Source organism: Antiquaquibacter metalliresistens (assembly GCF_029211225.1).
GTDB classification, from domain to species: Bacteria; Actinomycetota; Actinomycetes; order Actinomycetales; family Microbacteriaceae; genus Rhodoglobus; species Rhodoglobus metalliresistens.
Genome location: NZ_JARGEM010000002.1, coordinates 497,575 through 518,205, shown reverse-complemented (window position 1 = coordinate 518,205; position 20,631 = coordinate 497,575). Strand labels below are relative to the sequence as shown.

Sequence of the window (20,631 nt, the reverse complement as noted above, 5' to 3'; positions counted from 1 at the left end):
GTCGGGCGGCTGGCAGGCGTCAGCGTGACATGGCGTCGAACTCGACTCCGTGCAGATCGGTGAGCTCGCGCACGCACTCGGCGATCTCGTCGGCGAGACGCTCGGCCGACCAGTCGAGGGCCTCGCGCATCGCCGCCGCCACCTCGTCGAGCGCGCTCGCGTCGGCCGCGCCGACGAAGGCCAGGTTGGTGCGCCGCAGCACGACATCGCGCAGGTGCAGCGCCCGCTCCGTCGAGCCCATGTAGGCGAGCTCTCGCACCGAGAGCACGTCGCCGAGCACCTCGCGGTCCGGCCCTTGCGCAAGCCATGCCGCGACCGCGGCGGCACGGGTGCCGTACCGATCGAACAGCACGCGGGCGCGGGCCTCCGAGAGTCCGGGCAGATTCTGCACGCACCACGCATCCCGAGCGGTGGCATCGCCCGGGTAGTCGCGGCCCCCGCCGATCGCCAGTTCGGAGGTGTCGACGTCGCTGGTGCGACCGAGGAGTTCGAGGGCGCGGCCCGCGAGCGTCGCCCCGAGGGCACGGCAGGTGGTCCACTTGCCGCCGACCAGGCTGAGGGTTCCGGCGCGACCCGAACCCTCGGGGTCGTGCTCGATGCGGTAGTCCCGGGAGATGAAGCCCGGCGCGAGGTCTTCGTGACGGGGCAGCGGACGGATGCCCGCATACCGGTAGACGATCTGCTCGCGCTGCACCGCGATCCCGGGAAACACGTGCGCGATGAGTTCGAAGAAGTAGTCGACGTCCTCCTCGGTGCAGCGCGCGGGCTCGCGCACGTCCGCGACGGTGTCGGTGGTGCCGACGAGCACGCGATCCTTCAGCGGGTAGATCAGCACGATGCGCCCGTCCTGGTGCTCGAAGAAGATCTCGCGCCCGGCCGTCGCGGCGAGCAGCTGGGGGTGGTCGAGCACGATGTGCGAGCCCTTGGTTCCACCCAGCAGCGCGGTCGGGCGACCCAGGGCGTCGTTGGTCAGGTCGGTCCACGGGCCGCTCGCATTGATCACGACGTCGGCGACGAGCTCGATCCGCTCGCCGGTCTCGCGATCCTCGACGATCACGGCATCGCCGGACGTGCCCACCGCCTCGGCGTAGTTCACGGCGCGGGCATGGGAACCCGCCGCGAGGCCGTCGAGCAGCATGTCGAGCGCGAGACGCTCGGGCTCGTGCACCGAGGCGTCGAAGTAGGTCGCGGTGTACGCCACCTTCGGGTCGAGCTGCGGCAGCGCCGCGAGCGAAGCGGACCGGCCGGCGAACCGGTGGCGCGGAACGCGCCCGCCGTCACGCGAGAACAGGTCGTAGAGCACGAGGCCGACCTTGATGAGCAGGGCCCCGCGGGCCGCGGGCTTTCGCTGGCGGTGCGTGAGCAGTCGCAGCGGTGCGGCGAGGATTCCGGAGAACGTCGAGTAGATCGGAATCGTCGTCTGCAGCGGACGCACGAAGTGCGGTGCGATCCGGAGCAGCCGGTTGCGCTCGATCACCGACTCGCGCACGAGGCGCAATTCCCCGTTCTCGAGGTAGCGGATGCCGCCGTGGATCATGTGGCTGGATGCCGCGGATGCCCCGGAGGCGAAGTCCCCCCGTTCGACGAGCACGACGTCGACGCCGCTCAGCGCGAGCTCGCGGAACGTCGCGATGCCGTTGATCCCACCGCCGATGATGAGCACCGACGCCGAGGGGCGATCGCGCAGCGCAGCGACCTCGGCTCGTTCGCGAGATGAGCCCGCCATAGTTCTTCGTTTCCTTCCGTGCCGCCAGGTGCGGAGGCGCGACCGGCTCGCAACATGCTCTGGGGTGCGGAGGCACCGCCGCAACGCTGCTGCACGGATGTGCACGGCAGCGGGCGTAAACCACGCGCGGCGCCGTGCGGTCGGGCTTTGGCGGCCGGCGCATGCACGTGCGTTCAGGGGGCTCGGAGCGGCATCCCCGCTGTCCCTACAGTGGCGTCGGGCACCGAGTCGAAGGAGTTCGCCATGCCATACGTGATCGCGATCGATCAGGGCACCACGAGCACCCGGGCGATCGTTTTCGACCGCACGGGTGCGATCGTGGGTCGGAGCCAGCGCGAGCATGCGCAGGTCTTTCCGCAGCCGGGTTGGGTCGAGCACGACGCCGCCGAGATCTGGGCCAACACGCTGCACGTGGTGGAGCGGGCGCTCGTCGAGGCGGGGATCACCCGCACCGATCTCGTCGCCATCGGCATCACGAACCAGCGCGAGACCACCGTCGTGTGGGATCGCAGCACCGGCGAGCCTGTGTGCAACGCGATCGTGTGGCAGGACACTCGAACGCAACCGATCGTCGAGCGGCTCGCGAGTGTCGGCGGGCACGATCGGTTCGCCGAACGTGTCGGCCTGCCGTTGGCGACCTACTTCTCGGCGACCAAGATCGCCTGGATCCTCGAGAACGTCGACGGCGCTCGTGCCCGGGCGGCGCGGGGCGAGCTGCTGTTCGGCACGATCGACACCTGGCTGCTCTGGAAGCTGACCGGCGGAGTCGACGGCGGCGTGCACGCGACGGATGTCACGAACGCCAGCCGCACCATGCTCATGCACCTGGGCACGCTGGGGTGGGACGAGCAGATCGCGGAGGAGTTCGGCATCCCGATGTCGATGCTCCCGCAGATCCGCAGTTCGTCCGAGGTGTTCGGCACCGCCACCGTCGAGCCGGTGGCGGGCGTGCCCATCGGTGGCATCCTCGGCGATCAGCAGGCCGCCACCTTCGGCCAGGCCGCCTTCGACGCCGGAGAGTCGAAGAACACCTACGGCACCGGCAACTTCCTCATCGTCAACACCGGCGAGGAGATCGTCCGCTCGACGCACGGGCTCCTGACGACGGTCGCCTACCGCCTCGGCGACGAGCCCGCGCGCTACGCCCTCGAGGGCTCGATCGCCGTCACCGGCTCGCTCGTGCAGTGGCTGCGCGACAACCTGGGCATCATCTCGGATGCGGCCGAGGTCGAGACGCTCGCCGCGGAGGTCGACGACAACGGTGGCGTCTACATCGTGCCGGCCTTCTCAGGGCTCTTCGCGCCGCATTGGCGAGCAGATGCGCGCGGGGTGATCGTGGGCCTCACCCGATTCGCCGATCGGCGGCACTTCGCACGCGCGGCGTTGGAGGCGGCGGCGTTCCAGACCCGGGAGGTGATGGATGCCGTGGGCGAGGACTCCGGCGTCTCGATCACCGAGTTGAAGGTCGACGGCGGCATGGTGGGCAACGAGATCCTCATGCAGTTCCAGGCCGACATCCTCGGCGTGCCGGTGGTGCGTCCGGTGGTCACCGAGACGACGGCGCTCGGTGCGGCCTCCGCGGCGGGCCTCGCCGTCGGCTTCTGGCGCGGTCTCGACGAGTTGCGCGAGCACTGGCGGGAGGGACGGCGCTGGGAGCCGACGATCGACGCCGCCGCTCGCGAACGCCTGCTCGCGTCGTGGCGCAAGGCGGTCGCCCGCACGCTCGACTGGGTGGAGGACTGAGGTCCCCGGCGATCGATTGCGATACCCCCGGGGGTATGCAAGAATTGACCCATGACCGCACAGCGCATCATCATCATCGGCGGCGTCGCGGGCGGGATGTCCGCCGCCACCCGCCTGCGTCGCCTCCTGGAGCACGCAGACATCGTCGTTCTCGAGCGCGGGGGACATGTCTCCTTCGCCAACTGCGGACTGCCCTACTACCTCGGCGGCGTGATCGAGCAGCGCAACGACCTGCTCCTGCAGACCCCGGACTCGTTGAAGGCTAGGTTCAATCTCGACGTGCGGGTGCACAACGAGGTCACCGCGATCGACCGGAAGGCCAAGACCGTCACCGTGCGCGATGTCATCACCGGCGCCGAGTCGGTCGAGCGCTACGGCGCGCTCGTGCTCTCGCCCGGCGCCACCCCGGTACGGCCCCCAATGCCCGGTGGCGAACGGATGCTGACCCTGCGCGACATCGACGACGTCGACGCCGCGATGGCGGCCCTGTCCACGGCACCGCGGAGCGCCCTCGTGATCGGTGCGGGATTCATCGGCCTCGAGATGGTGGAGAACCTCGTGCACCGCGGTCTCGAGGTCACCCTCGTCGAGCTCGGCGGCCAGGTGCTGCCACCGTTGGACCCCGAGATGGCCGGCCCGGTCGCAGATCGCCTGCGCGAAGCTGGCGTCGACGTGCGACTCGGCACGCAGGTCACCGAACTGCTGGAGTCGACCGCCGTGCTCAGCGACGGCACCGTCGTGCCCGCCGACTTCGTGCTCGGCTCGATCGGGGTGCGCCCCGAGACCTCCCTGGCGGTCGCGGCCGGCCTCGAACTCGGACCGCGCGGCGGCATCCGAGTCGACGATCAGTTGCGCACGAGCGATCCCTCGATCTACGCGATCGGGGATGCCGTGGAGAAGACCGACGCCATCTCCGGCGAGCAGCGCCTCGTCGCGCTCGCGGGCCTGGCGAACCGCCACGGCCGGCTGGTCGCCGATGCCATCTCCGGCAAGACCATCACCGTGCGCGACGCGCTCGGCACCGCGGTCGTCGGCGTGATGGGACTGACCATCGCCGCGACCGGGTGGAACGAGAAGCTGCTGCGGGCGGCCGGACGCGACATCCGGGTCATCCACACCCACCCGGCGTCGCACACCGGCTACTACCCGGGTGCCGAATCCATGGCGCTCAAGCTCGTCGTCGATGCGGCGACCGATGAGATCCTCGGCGCGCAGGGCGTCGGTGGCGGCGGAGTCGACAAGCGCATCGACGTGATCGCGACCGCGATGGCGGGCGGCATCACCGCCTCCGAGCTCGCGGACCTCGAGCTCGGCTACGCGCCGCAGTACTCCTCCGCGAAAGACCCGGTGAACATGCTGGGCTACGTCGCCCTCAACGCGCTCGAGGGGCTCACGCCCTCCATCCAGTGGCACGAACTCGAGGCCGAACTGGCGGCGGGCGCGACGCTCGTCGACGTGCGCACTCGGGGCGAGGTCGCCGCGGGCGCGATCCCCGGCGCGATCAACATCCCGCTCGACGATCTGCGCGAACGTGTCGCCGAGATCCCCGCCGGTCGCGTCATCGTGCACTGCAAGGTCGGCCAGCGCGGTCACACCGCGGTGCGGTTGCTCGAACAACTCGGGCGCGAAGCGGTCAACCTCGACGGCGGCTACCTCACGTGGCGTGCAGGCACGGCATCCCAGGTCCACAGCGAGACGAAGAAGGTCGCAGCATGAACAAGCGCACGATCATCATCACGAGCATCGCCGTCGGTGCGGTGCTCATCGCGGGTACCGGGGTCGCGGTCGCGGTGCTGAGCACGCCACAGGCCGTGCCCGTGGCATCCGCCCCGGCGACCCCCGAGCCCGAGATCACGGCAACGGCCACGCCCACGGCGGAGCCCGACCCGATCGCCGACACCGCGGCATCCCTGCTCTTCATGATCGAGGAGGAGAAGCTCGCGCACGACGTGTACGTCACGCTCGGCTCGATCTGGGGCTCGAACATCTTCGCGAACATCGCCGAGAGCGAGGTCACCCACCAGGGGCTGGTGCTGCCGCTGCTCCAGACGCGCGGTCTCACCGATCCGCGTTCCACGGAGGTTGGCGTGTTCACCAACCCCGACCTGCAGACGCTCTACGACGAACTCATCGCTCGCGGCAGCACGAGCCAGGCCGAGGCCATCCAGGTCGGCATCCTCATCGAGGAGAAGGACATCGCCGACATCGCTGCGGCGATCGCGGTGGAGGACGAGGCCGATGTCATCTCGGTGTACGAGCGGCTCCTGTCCGGATCCGAGAACCACCTGGCCGCCTTCCAGCGCCAGGCATGACGGCGCCGCCGCGTCCGGTCGTCGGTGAGTTCGTCGACGGCATCGACATCCCCGTCGTCAATGAACGCGCGGTGCGCGCGTCGGCTGGCATGCTGTTCCTGCTGGGCATCGTCGGCTTCATGACGGCGGTGCTGACCGATGAGTTCCAGCTGCTGCGGCTGTTCGGCATGGTCTTCGTCATCGACATGATGATCCGCCTGATGATCGGCACGCGATTCTCCCCGACCCTGCTGCTGGGTACCCTCGCCGTCCGCTGGCAGCGCCCGGAGTGGGTGGGCGCGTCGCAGAAGACGATCGCCTGGTCGATCGGACTCGGGATGGCGCTGCTCACGTGCTTCGCAATGGGGTGGCTCGGGCTGCCGCCGCCGCTCACCCTCACCCTCTGCGGCCTCTGCCTCGGCATGCTCTTCCTGGAGGCGGCGTTCGGCATCTGCGTGGTCTGCGAGGTGCAGTTGCGGTTCGGCCGCTCCAAGCCGACCCACTGCGCTGGCGATCGTTGCGACTACGTGCCGCCGAAGCGGCGTGGGTAGCTCAGCGCACGATGTCGAGGCCGGTCGCGGTCGCCGCCGCATCCAGTCCGCCGGCGTTGGTCAGCGACGTGAAGCCGAGCGCCTGGAGTCGCTCGATCGCCGCCGCGGAACGGTTGCCGGAACGGCAGTACACGACGTAGTCGCCATCGGTGGGCAGTTGCGCCGCCAGCGCGTCGAACGACGCGGACTGCACGTCGAGGTTGATCGCCCCCTCGAGATGCCCGGAGTCGAACTCGTCGGCGGTGCGCACGTCGATGATCACGGTCTCGGCCGAGACCGAGATCGTCTCGGATGCGGGGGCGGCGGTGCAGGCAGTGACCCCGAGGCTGACGGAGGCGGCGAGGGCGAGTGCGGCGATCGTGCGGGTGAGCTTCATGATGGGGGTCCTTAGGTCAGCGTGATGAAGAGTCGTTCGAGGTTGCGGAGGGTCTGCTCTCGCTCGTCGTCGCTCGCGGTGCGGGTCACGCAGTCGCGCATCGCCGAGGAGATCAAGGCGAAGCCGGCGCGATCGATCGCGCTGGAGACGGCCGAGAGCTGGGTGATGGTCGTCGGGCAGTCGGCCCCGTTCTCCAGGGCGCCGATCACGGCGACGAGTTGGCCGTTGGCGCGCTTGAGCCGGTTGACGATCTTGCGCTGGTCGTCCGCGATCCGCGGGACCGCGGCGGCCCCGGATCGCTGGACGTCCATCGTCAGGCCGCCATGACGATCGGCAGCCCGTCGCCGTGCCACTGGCTGATGCCGCCGAGCACGTTAACGACGTCGAAGCCCTCCCCCTCGAGGAAGGCGGTGGCGCGGGCGCTGCGACCCCCGGAGAGGCACATGACGTAGACGGTGCGATCCCTCGGGATGTCGCCGAGTCGACCGGCGAGCTCGCTCAGGGGCACGTTGGTCGCGCCGTCGACGCGTGCGCCGGCGAACTCGTCCGCCTCGCGGACGTCGACGATCGTCGCCCCGGCGCCCATCGCGGCGAGTTCGGTCGTGGTGATGTTCTTCATGCTGGTCCTCAGGCTCGGGTGGTGGTCGTGGTGGATTCGATGTTGCGGCGCACCTCGTCCATGTCGAGCTGCTCGATCGCACCGATGAGCTGTTCGAGCTGGGGTGCGCTCAGCGCGCCGGGCTGCGAGAAGACGAGGATGCCGTCCCGGAACGCCATGAGCGTCGGAATGGAGGTGATGTGGGCCGCGGCGGCGAGCTGCCGCTCGGCCTCGGTGTCGACCTTGCCGAACACGATGTCGGGGTGGGCCTCCGAGGCCTTCTCGAAGACCGGGGCGAACGCCCGGCAGGGGCCGCACCAGGCGGCCCAGAAGTCGACGAGCACGATGCCGTTCTCGACGGTGGAGCCGAAGGTCTCGGCGGTCAGGGGTGTGGATGCCACGGTTCTTGCCTTTCGATGCCGTTGGGCGGATCTCTTCGAGTATGCCATATACCCCAGGGGGTATTCAAGATACCGATGGGGGTATCATGAGATGACGCATCCGAAGCAGCCTGGAGGAACGATGGATCTCGACCCGACCGACATGAAGCCCGTGCTCAACCGACTGCGCAGGGCGCAGGGTCAGTTGGCCGCGGTCATCCGCATGGTCGACGAGGGCCAGGACTGCACGAGCGTGGTCACCCAGCTGGCGGCCGTGTCGAGCGCGCTTGACCGAGCAGGCTTCGCGATCATCGCGAGCACGCTCGAGAAGTGCGTCAAGCAGGACGACCCGGAGCTCGACAAGGCCCAGTTGGAGAAGCTCTTCCTCTCGCTCGCCTGAGCGAGACCGTCCGAGCGCAAAGGAGCGCGCATGGCTGAGTTGACTCGTCGCCAGGTCATCATCCTCGGCGGCATCGGTGCTGGCGTGGTCGTCGCGGGCGGCGCCACCGCGCTGCTGATCACCGGCCGACAGCCGGAGCAACCGGCTCCGGTGCCGAGCACGACACCATCGCCGGTCGCCGGCGAGTTCGATGCGGGAAGCCTTACCGAACCACCGACGCTCACGAGCGCCGCCGGGCGACTCGCGCTCGAACTCACCGCCGCGCCCACCACGGTCGCGATCGGCGGCACCGCCGTTCGGGCGATCGCCTACAACGGGACGCTGCCCGGGCCGACTCTCCGGTTGCGGCGCGGGGACCGGATCTCGCTGCGATTCGCGAACGGACTCGCCGCCCCGACGAACCTGCACACCCACGGGCTCGTCGTCTCGCCCGAGGGCGATGGCGACAACGTCTTCATCATGATCGATCCGGGCGGCACGCACGACTACGAGTACGTGCTCGGCGCCGATCATCCGCCCGGGGTCTTCTGGTACCACCCGCACCATCACGGCAACTCCGCCGAGCAGCTCTTCGGCGGCCTCTACGGCACGATCATCGTCGAAGACGAGCAGCCGATCGCGGTCGCGCGCGAGCGAGTGCTCGTCATCTCCGACATCGGCTTCGACTCGGCCGGAACGCTTGAGGCGGCATCCAACATGACCCGGATGCTGGGGCGCGAGGGCAGCGTCGTGATGGTCAACGGACAGGTGGGCGGCACCATGCTCGCCCGGGACGGCGAGCGGGAGCGGTGGCGCATCGTGAACGCCTGCGCCTCGCGCTACCTGCGGTTGCGGCTCGACGGGCAGGCGCTCACGCTGCTCGGCATCGACAGCGGTCGCTACGACGAGCCGCGCTCGGTCGATGAGGTGGTGCTCACGCCGGGCAACCGGGCGGACCTGCTCGTGACCATGACCGAGGGGTCGGCGATGTTGCGCACCCTGCCCTTCGACCGCGGCAGCGCGGGGATGGGCGGGCCAGCGAGCAACACGACGGGTGCCGATCTGGCATCGCTCACCGTTGCCGGCGGCGGTCGCGTCGAGGCCGCCCCGGTGCCCCCGCAGTCGGCCCAGCGCGACCTGCGCCTCGAGCCGATCAGCGGCGCGCGCACGATCACCCTCGCGATGGGTGGCGGCATGGGTGGCGGTATGGGCGGTGGCATGGGGTTCACGATCGACGGCAACGAGTTCGACCACGAGCGCATCGACACCGAGGTCGCGGCCGGCGCGATCGAGGAATGGCAGATCGTCAACACGAGCACGATGGATCACCCGTTCCATCTGCATGTCTGGCCGATGCAGCTCGTCGAGATCAATGGCGCACCCGTTGCTGACGTCGACTACCGGGATGTCGTGCCGGTGCCTGCGAACGGCCGCGCGATCGTGCGGATCGCCTTCGAGGGCATCACGGGCAAGGCCGTGTACCACTGCCACATCCTCGACCACGAGGACCAGGGCATGATGGCGGTGATCCGCACGGCGTGACGTCTCGATTGGTGTCGGCATACCCCCGGGGGTATACTGATCGAAACCAACCAGCAGGAGGAACCATGTGTTCGGCAGTGACGTGTCGTAAGTGCGGCAAGACGACGTGGGCCGGGTGCGGCCAGCATGTCGACCAGGTGATGAGGGGTGTGCCGAAGTCGCAGCGCTGTGAGGGTCACGCCGCGGAACCGCGTACCGGTCTGTTCGCGCGACTGTTCGGCAAGTAGCCGCCACCCGGGCGATCTCCGCGACAGAGGTTCGACCAAGCGTTTGCTTTGTGTTGGCGGGTGTGCCAGCCTGGACGGACGGCGTGGCAGCGCGTCGTCACGCACGATTCGTCGAGGACGACGAGGGCGGTCGTCCGCGTCCGCGTTCGGTACGCCACGACGAGAGCCAGCACGAAGGGGCACTCCGTGGAACAGCGCATCCTCACGGTCGTCACGGGCGCGAGCACGGGAATCGGCCGCGCCGTCGCTCTCCGTCAGGCCAGAGCCGGCGATCGGGTGCGCGCGCTCGTGCGCAGTCCTGAAGCCTGCCGCGACCTGATCGAACTCGCCGCTGCCGAGGGGCTCGACCTGAGCATCGTGCGCGCCGACGTCAGCGACGACACCTCGGTGAGCGAGGCCTTCGCCGCGGTGATCGCCGCGGACGGTCCCGTCGGCCGACTGGTCAACAACGCGGGCCTGTTCTTCGGCTCGACGCTCGAGCAGAACAGCCTGGACGAACTGCGTGACATGTTCGAGGTCAACTACTTCGGTGCGATGCGGTGCATCAAGCAGGTGCTCCCGGGCATGCGCGAGGCCGGCGGCGGGGTGATCGCCGCTGTGACGTCGCAGTCCTCGCAGGCGATCTTCCCGACCTGGACCGCGTACGCCGGCTCGAAGTGCGCGCTCGAGGGCTCGCTCGAGTCGCTCGCCATGGAGGTGCGCGAGCTCGGCATCCGTGTCGCCATCGTGCAGCCCGGCATCACGCTCACGGCGATGCGCGGCAAGATCACGCCGCGAACCAACCCGCCCGCGTACGACCGCATGCTGCAGCGGTACCGCACCCTCATCGCCGCCGACCGCACCGAGAGCATGGCTCCCGACGATGTGGCCAGGGCGATCGAGCGCGTGCTGAACGACCCGGCGAGTCCCTTCCGCACGCGCGTGGGCACCGATGCCGTGCGCAACATCGCGCTGCGACAGAGCGTGAGCGACGAACGCTGGGTCGGTCTCTTCGGGCAGGAGTCCGACGACGACTTCTACGCGGAGTGGATGGCGCTCGCCGGCGTTCCGGACCCGCGCATCGCCGCCGACGAGACCCTCCTGGACCCGCAGTGAGCGAGCCACGCACTGCCGGGGTCGCGGGCGACCGGGTGCTGGTTCGACGCGACGGCGACGCCCTGCATCTCACGCTGCAGCACGGCACCGCGAACGCTCTCGACCTGCCGACCGCGCAGGCGCTGACCGCGGGGCTCCGCACCGCCGTCGACGAGGGGCTCGCCCTCGTCGTGCTGCGCGGGGGAGCGCGGTTCTTCTCGGCGGGCGGCGACCTGCGGGCGATGCAGTCCGCGCCGGACCCGAGCGGCTACATCCGCCACCTGGCCGACACGCTGCACGAGGGGATCGTCGCGCTCGCCGACTCGAGCACGGTGCTGCTCGCCGTCGTCGAGGGGGCGGTCGCCGGCGCGGGACTCGGCCTGGTGCTCAACGCCGACGTCGTCGTGTGCGCGCCCTCCGCGCGGTTCACCGCGGCCTACGGTGCCGCCGGGCTGACGCCGGACACGGGCGTCTCCGCGCTGCTGCCGCTGGCGATCGGCGAACTTCGCGCCCGACGCATGCTGCTGCTCGGCGAGAGCATCGATGCCGCCACCGCGCTCGATTGGGGACTCGCGAGCGAGCTCGTCGCCGGCGATCGTCTCGACGCCCGAGTGGCCGAGCTCGCCGCCACGCTGACCTCGTCGCCGGCCGCCAACGAGACGGTGCGACTGCTGCGGCGCTCACGGCTCCTCGATCTCGGAGCGCACCTCGAGGAGGAGGCCCGCACGATCACCGCGATGCTGCCGTCCTCGGATGCCCAGCGTCGCATCGAGGCGTTCCTGAGCCGGTCGGCGGGCTGAGGCGGCTCAGCGCCCCAGTCCTCAGCGCCCCCAGTCCTCGGCGTGCTCGGCCCGGGGCGGTTCGGGCGGGAGCCAGTCACGCACCCGCGCGGCGCGCTGTCGGGCCATCCGCTCGGCGATGCGCGGCTGCGGGATGAGGTGGAACCGCCCCGCGGCGGCCTGCTCGACGATGGCCGCGGCCGTCTCATCCGCGTCCATCGCCGTGCGGCTCAGTCGGCGCATGGCCGCGCGCACCTTCTCCGCGGCCGCGACATCCCCACGATCGACCACCCCGGCCGTGTCGAGGATGCCGGTCGCGACCGCCGCCGGCAGGATCACCCGGACCTGGATCGGGTGGCCACCGGCCTCGAGTTCGAGCTGCAGGGTCTCGCTGAGGCCGAGCACCGCGTGCTTCGTCGCGGTGTATGCGGCCTGATTCGGCACCGACATGATCGCCGCGAGGGATGCGGTGTTCCAGATCTCGGCGCGATGCCCCTGGGCGATCATGCGCGGTACGAAGCTCCGGATGCCGTAGAAGACCCCGCTCAGATTGACGTCGACGATCCGGCGCCAGCTCTCCACCGAGGTGTCCCACAACGGGCCGAACTGCTCGATGCCGGCGTTGTTGACGAGCAGGTCCACCCGGCCGAAGTGCTCGTATGCGCGCTCGGCGAGCGCGTCGATCGAGGCCGGGTCGCGCACGTCGGCGGTGACGGCAACGCCTCCCGTTTCGACGGCGACGCGCCGGGCGGCGTCCGTGTCGATGTCGGCGACGACCACGCGCATCCCGTCACCGGCCGCGCGCCGCGCGAGCGCCGCCCCGATGCCACCACCGGCGCCGGTGATGACCGCGACGCCGGAGGTCAGGCCGCCCACTCGTCGAGCCGCGTGCGGAAGTCGTCCGGGATCGGGATGGGCACGAGCTCTGGAGAGACCGTCACGATGGTGTTCGACCCGCGGCCGACGCGCACGCCATCGGCGAGCCGCCACATCTCGAACTCGAACTGCAGGGACGTGGTGCCGATGCGCCCCATGCGCAGCTCGATGCGGATCTCGTCGAAGAGCCGGGCGGCTTCGAGATACTCGCACTCGCTCGCACGCGAGACGGTCCACCAGCCGAAGCGCTTGGCGAGCGTGTCCTGTCGCAGCCCCTGGAACAGCAGCCACTCGGACTGCAGGGCCTCCATGCGCGGCAGCCAGGCGCCGTAATAGAGGATGCCCGCCGGGTCGGTGTCGCCGTAGCTCAGCCGGAAGACGTGCTCATGCAACGGCGGCCCGGAGGCGGGCTCGCGCGCGGGACTCACTGCGTCACCGTCCACCCGCCGTCGACGGGCAGGAACACGCCGTTGATGTACCCGGCGAGCGGGGAGAGCATGAAGAGCGTCGCGAACGCGATGTCCTCGGGCTGCGCCATGCGGTGCAGGGGGATGCGTGTCAGTACGCGCTGCCCCACCTCGCTCGCGGCGAATCCGGCCAAGCGCGGGGTGTCGGTCATGCCCGGCGCGACGCCGTTTGAGCGGAACTCGTCCGCCCGGTGTGCCGCGAGGTGCCGCACGTAGCCCATGAGGCCGGCCTTGACCGTGGAGTACCACGCGGGCTGGGTGCCGACCACGTTGCCGGCGACCGAGGTCGTGACGACCATCGACGCGCCGGCACCGGGCCCGGCCGCGGCCCAGGCATCGGTCATCATGCGCACGCTGCCGAGCGAGACCCGCACGGCGTCGTCGAATCCGATGCCCGAACTCGAGGCGGGACCGGCGTTGTTGTGGAGGTACCGCGGCGTGCCGAGATGCTCCACGGTGTCTGCGATGCCGTCGCCGACGACCACCGCATCGCTCACGTCGCCCACCCAGCTGTGCACCGTGCCGCCGAGGGATTCGATCTCCGCGACCGTGGTCTCCAGGCCCTCCGGCACGAGGTCCCACGCGCTGACGGCGAGGCCCATGCGGGCCGCCTGTATCGCCGTCGCGCGACCGATGCCGCTGCCCGCGCCCGTGATGAGGATCGCGTCGCCCGCGTCGAATCCGAAATCTGCATCGCCCATGATGCTCCTCCTGCCAAGCGTTTGCTTGTTTCTGCGATCGTATCGGTGCGAGGGGTCGCCTGTCGAACGGTCGCATCGCGGGGGCACTGGACCGACGAACGAGCAAGCGTTAGGTTGAGCATGGAGGTGCTCAATGACGTACGCACTGGCCTTCTTCTCGCTCATCGAGATGACCGATCCCGCCCAGCATCGGGCCTACAACGAGTGGCACCAGCTCGACCATCTGCCCGAGAACCGGGCGCTGCCCGGCGTGGCCTGGGGCGAGCGATGGGCGAGACCGGCGGAGTACCGCGCGGCCGGCACCGCGACGGAGCGCTTTGCCGAGATCGACTATCTCGCGATGTACCTGTTCCGCGAGCCCGCCGCCCAGTCGCTCGCCGAGTGGGATCGCCTCGGTGCCGAGTCGTTCCAGTGGGGGCGCGGCCCGATGCTGCCGGGCATCCAGCGACGGATGCTCTCGTTCTTCACGCCGGTCAAGGGCTATGCCGCGCCGGAGGCGCTCGTGAGCGCCGACGTGCTGCCGTTGCGACCGAACCGGGGCGTGCACGTCGAGCTCACCCGTCACGCGCGGCCGTTCGCCGCCGAGACGCACGAACGCTTCGCCTGGGAGGACCGGGTGCTCATGCCGCGGCTGCTCGGGATACCTGGGGTCGCCGGCGCCTGGACCTTCGCCCTCGATCGCCACCAACGCCATTCGACCCTGCCGCTCGGCACCGGGGACGACGACGAGCTCGGCTCGCTGCGCTTGCGGCTGACCTACCTCGACGGTGATCCACTCGAGTCGGCGGAACACATGCGGGATGCCTCGGGCGATGGGCCCGAGGTCGGAGAGGTGCTGCTCAGCTCGCCGTTGCGCCGCATCATCCCGTGGCAGGACTGGTGAGCGCGGAACTGGCCGGACTCGAACGGCGACTGCGCGCGATCGAGGACGAACTGGCGGTGCAGCGGCTCGTCGCCGGGTACGGTCCGGCGGTCGACACGCGCTCGCGCGAACGGGTCGCCGCGATGTGGAGCGAAGACGGCGAGTACGACTTCGGCGCGGGTGCCCTCGTCGGGCCGGAGCAGGTCGCGGCACTCGTCGATCTCGAGGAGCATGCCGCCTGGGTCGCGCGCGGGTGCGCGCACGTGCTCGCGCCGCCGGTCGTGCACGTGGACGGCGACCGCGCGACGGCCATCGGCTACTCGCGGGTGTACGTGCGCGACGGCGATCACTGGACCGTCGTGCGGGTCAGCGCCAACCGGTGGGAGTTCGAGCGCACGCCCGACGGCTGGCGCGTGCTCTCGAGGATGAACCGTCCGCTCGACGGCTCGCCCGAGGCGCGGCGGCTGCTCGAGCTCGATCAGCCCGAGTAGCGGGTCATCGGCGACTCGCCGGACTCGCGCAATCTCGCCATGGAGGCGTGCCGGGCGGCGAGGGCCCACGCGGCCTCGCGGTGCCAGCGCTCCCAGTCCTCGAGGTCGAGACTCGCGCGCGCGTGATGCGCCCAGTTCGGATCGTGCAGCATCTCCCGCCCGAGCGCGACGAGGTCGGCGTCGCCGTGATCGATGATCGCCTGGGCCTGGAGTGCATCCACGACGAGGCCCACGGTCGCGACCGGCAGTCCCGTCGCCGCGCGCAACGGGCCGGAGAACGGCGCGTGGAAGGCGAAGCCGCGGCGCACGCGCGTGTCGATCGCGCGGTCCGTCACGATGCCCCCGGAGGAGACGTCGATGAGATCCACGCCCGCGTCGCCGAGGGCTCGCGCGAAGAGGATCGAGTCGTCGAGGGTGATGCCGCCTTCCACGCCGTCGGTGACCGACATCCGGTAGAAGAGCGCGACCTCATCCCCGATCGCGGCGCGCACCGCGCGCACCACCTCGAGCGGATAGCGCATGCGACCCTCGAGGTCGCCTCCGTAGCGGTCGCCGCGAGTGTTCGAGATCGGCGAGAGGAAGCTGTGCAGCAGATAGCCGTGGGCGCCGTGCAGATCGATCACCTCGAATCCCACGGCTCTCGCCCGCCTCGCGGCGTCGCCCCAGGCGCGGATCGACTCGGCGATGCCGCGTTCGTCGAGTTCGTGCGGCACCGGCCAGCCGGGACCCGCCGAGACCGCGCTCGGCCCGATGACGGGCCACGGCCCGAGGCCGCTGGCGGCATCCGCATCGACGAGCGGGCGTCCACGCTCCCACGGCGGCGTCGTCGACGCTTTGCGGCCCGCGTGGGCGAGCTGGATGCCGGGGATGCTGCCATGGGCCTTCAGGAACGTCGCGACGCGGGCGAGGGCATCCGCCTGTTCGTCGTTCCAGAGCCCGAGGTCGTGGTGCGAGATGCGGCCCTGCGCGGTGATGCCCGTCGCCTCGACCACCACGAGTCCGGCGCCGCCGAGCGCGAATCGGCCCAGGTGCACCAGGTGGTAGTCGGAGGCGATGCCGTCCGCGGCCGCGTACATGCACATGGGCGAGACCATCACGCGGTTGGGGATCTCGATGTCGCGCAATCGCAATGGCGTGAACACGCTGCTGGCCCGGTCCATCGATCCACGGCTTCCACTCCCCGGCGCACACCGGCTGTTGGCGATACTAGCAAGCAAGCGCTTGTGCAATCATGCCGGAGCGGCAAGGCTGGGGCCATGAGCGATCTCCTGTCGGCGAAGCACGACATCCACCAGCTCGTGCTGCAGTACTGCCGCGCGATCGACCGACGCGACTTCGCCGCGGTGCGTGCCGTCTACGCGGCGGACGGGGTCGACCATCACACCGGTTTCTCCGGCGCGGCCGACGACTACGTCGCCTGGGTGCAGGAACGGCTCGCGGACTTCACGGGCACGATGCACATCGCGGCCAACCACCTCAGCTGGGTCGCAGGGGATGCCGCCGTCGCCGAGACCTACGGCACGGCCGTGCACTGGGGCGAGCCCTCCGACAGCCCGGCACGCAACTTCACGAGCGGGTTCCGCTACGTCGACCGGCTGCGTGTGGAGGCCGGCGGGTGGCGCATCGTCGAGCGGTTCGCGATCCGGGAGTGGACGCGTTCCGAGGCCGGCCGATGGATGACCCCCGAGGCGACCGGTCCGCGTTCGACCGCCGGTGACGACCTCGTGCTACGGCTCGTCGGGGAGCTGCGCTAGAAGACCGTGACCTCGCGTCGAGCCAGCAGCCAACGACCGTCGACTCGCCGCACGAGGTTGCGGTAGAAGCCGAGCGCGAGCACGGCGGGAACGCCGTCGCGCAGCCCGAAGTACTGCCACGCCACGTGCACCTCCGCGGTCTCCGCGCCGCTCGGCGTGACGACGAGATCGCTCACCACGTGCATCGTGCGCGACCCCGGACCCTGCACGCCCGCGCTGCGGCGCTCGAGCGCGCCCGCGCGCACCGCATCGAGCCCCGAGTAGACGTGCGCGGCGAGGCCGACGGCCGGCACGGGCGCGAAGTCGAAGACGACGTCGTCGGTGAAGTTCGCGAGGTAGTCGTCGAGGTTCTCCGCGAGGTCGGCGGTGGTGGCGATCCTCGCGATGAGCTGCTGGATCTCGAGGATGTCGTCCGCGTCGAGTGGGCCGATCATTGCCGCTCCGTTTCGGGGATCAGACCCCATAGCCGCCGTCGATGTCGAGCTTCTGGCCGGTGATGAACTGGGCGCGATCCGAGCACAGGAAGAGCACGGCCTCGGCGATGTCGACCGTCGTGCCGAAACGGCGCAGCGGGATGTTGCCCATCGCGACCGCGAGCGCCCGCTCGTCGAGCGCCCCAGACCCGATGAGCCGCGCCGACATCCCGTCGGTGAGCATGCCCGGTCCGACACAGTTGATCCGGATGCCGAACCGCCCCTCCTCGACCGCGAGCGCCCTGGCGAGCGCCTCGACGCCCCCCTTCGGTGCCGCGGAGAGCCCGTCCCGCACGGGATACCGCGTGGTCGCGGCCGTGGTCACGACGGCGACCGCGCCGGACGATGCCCGAAGCGACGGGATCGCCGCAGACATGACGTTGAAGAAGCCGTTCAGGTCGGCGTCCACCTGGGCCGCGAACTGCTCGGGGGTCACCCGCGAGAGGTGCACCATCGGCACGTGCGGTCCGGAGGCGTGCACGAGGGTGTGGATGGCTCCGTGCCGAGCGGCCAGCTCACCGATGAGGCTCCGCGTGGCATCCGCGTCGGTGACGTCGAGCCGGTGGGCCTCGGCCGCCGGACCGAGTTCATCGAGAAGCTCGCGGGGCGAGTTGTTGAAGTAGGTCAGGGCGACCGCCGCCCCTTCCTCGACGAGACGTCGTGCCACCGCGGCGCCGACGCCGCCGGAGCCTCCGGTCACGAGGGCGATGCCCGCGCGCCGCGAGTACTCGCCGCCGCCTGTCGAATCTGTCGCTTCAGTGCGCATGCGCGTCACGCTAGCAGGGGTGATCGCCCGATACCAAGCAAGCGATTGGTATGACGGCGCAATCGTGCTACCCTGAGCTAGCGGTTGCTTGGTTTCCCCGAAACAGGCGGCCGATCGTTCCGCAATCCATTCAGTAACTGGTTCAGTCTTCAAAGGAGAAGCAATGCGAACAGGCAAAGGTCGTGCAGCGAAGGGCATTCTGCTCGGCGCCGCGATGGCGACGACGGTCACTCTGGCCATCTCGGGCTGTGCCACCGGTGGCGACTCGGGCAACACCGAGGACCAGGAGCCCTACCAGGTGCTCGTGCTCGGTGCGCTGAGCGCCGAGGGCGTGCTCGCCAACAACGCGGCAACCTCCGTGCTCTCCGCCAAGGCGAGCGCGCAGGTGATCAACGAGGAAGGCGGCATCCTCGGTCGCGAGGTCGTCGTCACCGTCGTGGACGACACCGGCGATCCGACGACCGCTGTCACGAAGTTGCGCGAGGCGATCAACTCCGACACCCCGCCCGACCTCGTGCTGAACTCGGGACCGTCCACGGTCGCCGACGCCATGCTGCCGATCATCGCGCAGGCCGGCATCATGTCGTTCAACATCGGCCCCACCGCGACCTCCAGCGACCCGTCCGCCTTCCCCCTCAACTTCGACCTCTCGCCCGGCCCGGCCCAGTACGCCAAGGGCTTCGTCGAGCACATGGAGGCCGAGGGCTACGAGACCGTCGGCATCATCCACGGCAGCAGCTCGTACGGTGAGACCTTCGGCGCCATCATGGAGGAGACCCTCACCAAGGCGGGCTTCGACGTGCTCAAGAACGAGGAGTACGACGTCGCCTCGCTCGACATGACGCCGCAGCTCGAGACCATCAAGGCCGAGAACCCGGATGCCCTCGTGCTCGACGCGTACGGCGCACCGCTCGGCTACGTGCTGCAGGGCATCGAGAAGCTCGGCTGGGACGTGCCGATCGTCGGGAACAACTCGGTCGCCGCAACCGGCCTGATCTCGACCCCGCCCCCGACGGGCGTGCTCGGCACCGACCAGGTGAAGAACCTCGTGATGGAGGTCTTCAACAGCACGGTGTTCAACAAGGATGCGACGCTCGTGAACCAGGCCGTCGAGGCCATGGTCTCGATCGACCCGATCAAGGCGACGCTCATCCTGGCCTACAACTACGACTCGCTGCGCCTGATTCGGGCCGCCGCCGAGAAGGTCGGCAGCCTGGATGACCCCGCGGCGCTCGCCAAGGCGCTCGAGGACCCGGAGGTCACGGGCTCCGCGGAGACCGCGATCCTGTCTCACTACACCTACTCGGCGAAGTCGCACGCGCCCGAGGTGAGCGGTACGGAGTTCGCCTTCATCCCGCCGTCCGAGGTTCGCGACGGGCAGTACCACCCGAAGGGGTAGTTGAGACATCGACAGCAGGGTGACCTCCGCGCGTGCATTCGCGTGCGGAGGTCACCCTTTTGCGCGTGCCGGGCGAGCGCGTCGTGGCGACCGCCCGGCATCCCGATTTCGGACTCCCGCACGGCGTCGAGCCGTGATACGTTATCGAACTAGCAATTGCTTGGTTGGTGACTTGAGATGATCGTGATGATCGGACCGGCTGCCGACCGGCAGTGACCACTGGCCGTGCTACTTCAAAGAGGAAGATCCATGAGCGAGCGCAACGCGCACACCCCGGTCGCCGAGCAGGCCACCCGTCTCAGGCGGGAGTCGCGTCGATGACCGTCATCTGGACCGGCCTCGCGCTGGGCGCGGTGTACGCGCTCGTCGCGATCGGCTACAACATCGTCTTCGTCTCGTCGAAGACCTTCAACTTCGCCCAGGCGCAGCTCATGATGGTCGGTGCCTTCGTCACCTACACCGGCATCGTGGTGCTCGGCCTCAACCCCGTGCTCGCCGCGCTGCTGGCGATGGTGGCGATCGCGATCGTCGCCTACCTCGAGTACATCGCGGCGATCCGGCCGGTGCGTGACCAGCACAACATCCTGGTCACCACGCTCGGTGCGTCGATCTTCCTCGATGGCGCAGCGCAGCTCATCTGGGGCGGCGAGCCGCTCAAGGTGCCGTTCTTCGCCGGCGACGCGGCCATCGACTTCCTCGGCGGTCGCGTCTACCCGGTCGAGATCGCACTCGTGGTGCTCGTCGTGGTGCTCGTCATCGCCTTCGGCATCTACGGCAAGGTCTCCTTGACCGGCCTCGCGCTGCGCGGCATGTCCGAGGACTCGGAGGCGGCGCAGCTGCGGGGCGTGAACGTGCGCCGGCTCGCGCTCATGGCGTTCGTGTTCTCGGGCGCGCTCGCCGGCATCCTCGGCATGTTCGTCGGACCGAAGACGTTCGCGGTCGCGACCCTCGGCGCGTCCCTGGCGCTCAAGGGCTTCGTCGTGCTCGCGATCGGCGGCTTCGGCTCCATGCCGGGTGCGCTCGTGGGCGCGGTCGTCGTCGGCCTCGCGGAGTCGCTCGCCGCCCGTTACCTCGGCGGCGAGTTCGCGAACCTCACCGTGTTCTTCCTGCTCATCGTCATCCTGCTCGTCAAGCCCGCGGGCTTGTTCGTGCGCGCCCGAGAAAGGATGGTGTGAT

General features: G+C 69.8%; 24 protein-coding genes. 13 read left to right on the top strand and 11 right to left on the bottom strand.

Annotation, left to right across the window (positions count from 1 at the left end):
• Positions 1–19: 19 nt before the first annotated feature.
• On the bottom strand, positions 20–1,726 hold the full coding sequence (locus PYV02_RS05435) for a glycerol-3-phosphate dehydrogenase/oxidase (protein ID WP_275756955.1): 1,707 nt from the start codon (positions 1,724–1,726) through the stop codon (positions 20–22).
• A 243-nt stretch (positions 1,727–1,969) separates the two neighbouring features.
• Here PYV02_RS05435 and glpK point away from each other — a divergent pair, with 243 nt between their 5' ends.
• The 4 genes from glpK to PYV02_RS05415 are packed head-to-tail and all read left to right on the top strand — an operon-like array spanning position 1,970 to position 6,311.
• Positions 1,970–3,469, top strand: a complete 1,500-nt coding sequence (gene glpK, locus PYV02_RS05430) for a glycerol kinase GlpK (protein ID WP_275756953.1) — start codon at positions 1,970–1,972, stop codon at positions 3,467–3,469.
• Between the two features lie 51 nt (positions 3,470–3,520).
• A complete protein-coding gene (locus PYV02_RS05425; protein WP_275756951.1) occupies positions 3,521–5,185 on the top strand; it encodes an FAD-dependent oxidoreductase in 1,665 nt (554 codons plus the stop codon).
• Positions 5,182–5,781, top strand: a complete 600-nt coding sequence (locus PYV02_RS05420; RefSeq protein ID WP_275756949.1) for a DUF2202 domain-containing protein — start codon at positions 5,182–5,184, stop codon at positions 5,779–5,781. Before PYV02_RS05425 ends, PYV02_RS05420 begins: the two co-directional genes overlap by 4 nt.
• Positions 5,778–6,311: a DUF4395 domain-containing protein gene (locus PYV02_RS05415; RefSeq protein WP_275756947.1), complete on the top strand. Its 534-nt coding sequence runs from the start codon at positions 5,778–5,780 to the stop codon at positions 6,309–6,311. Before PYV02_RS05420 ends, PYV02_RS05415 begins: the two co-directional genes overlap by 4 nt.
• Position 6,312: 1 nt before the next feature.
• Here the strand turns inward: PYV02_RS05415 and PYV02_RS05410 are convergent, their stop codons facing one another.
• Genes PYV02_RS05410 through trxA form a run of 4 tightly spaced genes read right to left on the bottom strand, consistent with a single transcriptional unit; the run spans position 6,313 to position 7,686 of the window.
• Positions 6,313–6,687: a rhodanese-like domain-containing protein gene (locus tag PYV02_RS05410; protein WP_275756945.1), complete on the bottom strand. Its 375-nt coding sequence runs from the start codon at positions 6,685–6,687 to the stop codon at positions 6,313–6,315.
• Positions 6,688–6,698: 11 nt separating this feature from the next.
• A complete protein-coding gene (locus PYV02_RS05405) occupies positions 6,699–6,998 on the bottom strand; it encodes a metal-sensitive transcriptional regulator (protein ID WP_275756943.1) in 300 nt (99 codons plus the stop codon).
• 2 nt (positions 6,999–7,000) lie between these two features.
• Positions 7,001–7,306, bottom strand: coding sequence for a rhodanese-like domain-containing protein (locus tag PYV02_RS05400; RefSeq protein WP_275756941.1), 306 nt, complete (start codon positions 7,304–7,306; stop codon positions 7,001–7,003).
• Positions 7,307–7,314: 8 nt separating this feature from the next.
• The gene (gene trxA, locus PYV02_RS05395) at positions 7,315–7,686 is read right to left on the bottom strand and encodes a thioredoxin (RefSeq protein WP_275756940.1); all 372 of its coding nucleotides are present in this window, start codon (positions 7,684–7,686) and stop codon (positions 7,315–7,317) included.
• Between the two features lie 121 nt (positions 7,687–7,807).
• Between trxA and PYV02_RS05390 the strand changes: the two genes are divergently transcribed.
• From PYV02_RS05390 to PYV02_RS05375, 4 genes are all read left to right on the top strand, one after another.
• Positions 7,808–8,065, top strand: coding sequence for a metal-sensitive transcriptional regulator (locus PYV02_RS05390; protein WP_275756938.1), 258 nt, complete (start codon positions 7,808–7,810; stop codon positions 8,063–8,065).
• Between the two features lie 30 nt (positions 8,066–8,095).
• The gene (locus PYV02_RS05385) at positions 8,096–9,586 is read left to right on the top strand and encodes a multicopper oxidase family protein (RefSeq protein WP_275756936.1); all 1,491 of its coding nucleotides are present in this window, start codon (positions 8,096–8,098) and stop codon (positions 9,584–9,586) included.
• Between the two features lie 413 nt (positions 9,587–9,999).
• Entirely contained in the window at positions 10,000–10,908 is a 909-nt protein-coding gene (locus tag PYV02_RS05380; protein WP_275756934.1) for an SDR family NAD(P)-dependent oxidoreductase, read from the top strand.
• On the top strand, positions 10,905–11,687 hold the full coding sequence (locus tag PYV02_RS05375) for an enoyl-CoA hydratase/isomerase family protein (protein ID WP_275756932.1): 783 nt from the start codon (positions 10,905–10,907) through the stop codon (positions 11,685–11,687). Before PYV02_RS05380 ends, PYV02_RS05375 begins: the two co-directional genes overlap by 4 nt.
• Before the next feature lie 21 nt (positions 11,688–11,708).
• On the opposite strand, the gene PYV02_RS05370 is transcribed toward PYV02_RS05375, so the two are convergent.
• The 3 genes from PYV02_RS05370 to PYV02_RS05360 are packed head-to-tail and all read right to left on the bottom strand — an operon-like array spanning position 11,709 to position 13,710.
• Positions 11,709–12,542: an SDR family oxidoreductase gene (locus tag PYV02_RS05370; RefSeq protein ID WP_275756930.1), complete on the bottom strand. Its 834-nt coding sequence runs from the start codon at positions 12,540–12,542 to the stop codon at positions 11,709–11,711.
• The gene (locus tag PYV02_RS05365) at positions 12,530–12,970 is read right to left on the bottom strand and encodes an acyl-CoA thioesterase (protein WP_275756928.1); all 441 of its coding nucleotides are present in this window, start codon (positions 12,968–12,970) and stop codon (positions 12,530–12,532) included. The genes PYV02_RS05370 and PYV02_RS05365 overlap by 13 nt, the downstream gene beginning before the upstream one ends.
• Entirely contained in the window at positions 12,967–13,710 is a 744-nt protein-coding gene (locus tag PYV02_RS05360; RefSeq protein ID WP_275756927.1) for an SDR family NAD(P)-dependent oxidoreductase, read from the bottom strand. The genes PYV02_RS05365 and PYV02_RS05360 overlap by 4 nt, the downstream gene beginning before the upstream one ends.
• A gap of 133 nt (positions 13,711–13,843) precedes the next feature.
• On the opposite strand from PYV02_RS05360, the gene PYV02_RS05355 reads away from it, so the two are divergent.
• Both PYV02_RS05355 and PYV02_RS05350 read left to right on the top strand, forming a co-directional pair.
• A complete protein-coding gene (locus PYV02_RS05355; RefSeq protein ID WP_275756925.1) occupies positions 13,844–14,593 on the top strand; it encodes a hypothetical protein in 750 nt (249 codons plus the stop codon).
• Positions 14,590–15,063, top strand: coding sequence for a nuclear transport factor 2 family protein (locus PYV02_RS05350; RefSeq protein ID WP_275756923.1), 474 nt, complete (start codon positions 14,590–14,592; stop codon positions 15,061–15,063). Before PYV02_RS05355 ends, PYV02_RS05350 begins: the two co-directional genes overlap by 4 nt.
• Here the strand turns inward: PYV02_RS05350 and PYV02_RS05345 are convergent.
• Positions 15,051–16,223: an NADH:flavin oxidoreductase/NADH oxidase gene (locus PYV02_RS05345; protein WP_275756921.1), complete on the bottom strand. Its 1,173-nt coding sequence runs from the start codon at positions 16,221–16,223 to the stop codon at positions 15,051–15,053. The two genes, PYV02_RS05350 and PYV02_RS05345, sit on opposite strands and share 13 nt — an antisense overlap.
• 96 nt (positions 16,224–16,319) lie before the next feature.
• Here PYV02_RS05345 and PYV02_RS05340 point away from each other — a divergent pair, with 96 nt between their 5' ends.
• Positions 16,320–16,817: a nuclear transport factor 2 family protein gene (locus PYV02_RS05340; protein ID WP_275756920.1), complete on the top strand. Its 498-nt coding sequence runs from the start codon at positions 16,320–16,322 to the stop codon at positions 16,815–16,817.
• Here the strand turns inward: PYV02_RS05340 and PYV02_RS05335 are convergent.
• Positions 16,814–17,251 carry a nuclear transport factor 2 family protein gene (locus PYV02_RS05335; RefSeq protein WP_275756918.1) on the bottom strand — a complete coding sequence of 146 codons (438 nt, stop codon included), beginning with the start codon at positions 17,249–17,251 and terminating at the stop codon, positions 16,814–16,816. The two genes, PYV02_RS05340 and PYV02_RS05335, sit on opposite strands and share 4 nt — an antisense overlap.
• A gap of 19 nt (positions 17,252–17,270) precedes the next feature.
• Positions 17,271–18,056, bottom strand: coding sequence for an SDR family NAD(P)-dependent oxidoreductase (locus PYV02_RS05330; RefSeq protein ID WP_275756916.1), 786 nt, complete (start codon positions 18,054–18,056; stop codon positions 17,271–17,273).
• Positions 18,057–18,219: 163 nt separating this feature from the next.
• Between PYV02_RS05330 and PYV02_RS05325 the strand changes: the two genes are divergently transcribed.
• Positions 18,220–19,455 carry an ABC transporter substrate-binding protein gene (locus PYV02_RS05325; RefSeq protein ID WP_275756915.1) on the top strand — a complete coding sequence of 412 codons (1,236 nt, stop codon included), beginning with the start codon at positions 18,220–18,222 and terminating at the stop codon, positions 19,453–19,455.
• Positions 19,456–19,772: 317 nt separating this feature from the next.
• Positions 19,773–20,630, top strand: coding sequence for a branched-chain amino acid ABC transporter permease (locus tag PYV02_RS05320; RefSeq protein ID WP_275756913.1), 858 nt, complete (start codon positions 19,773–19,775; stop codon positions 20,628–20,630).
• Position 20,631 lies beyond the last annotated feature (1 nt).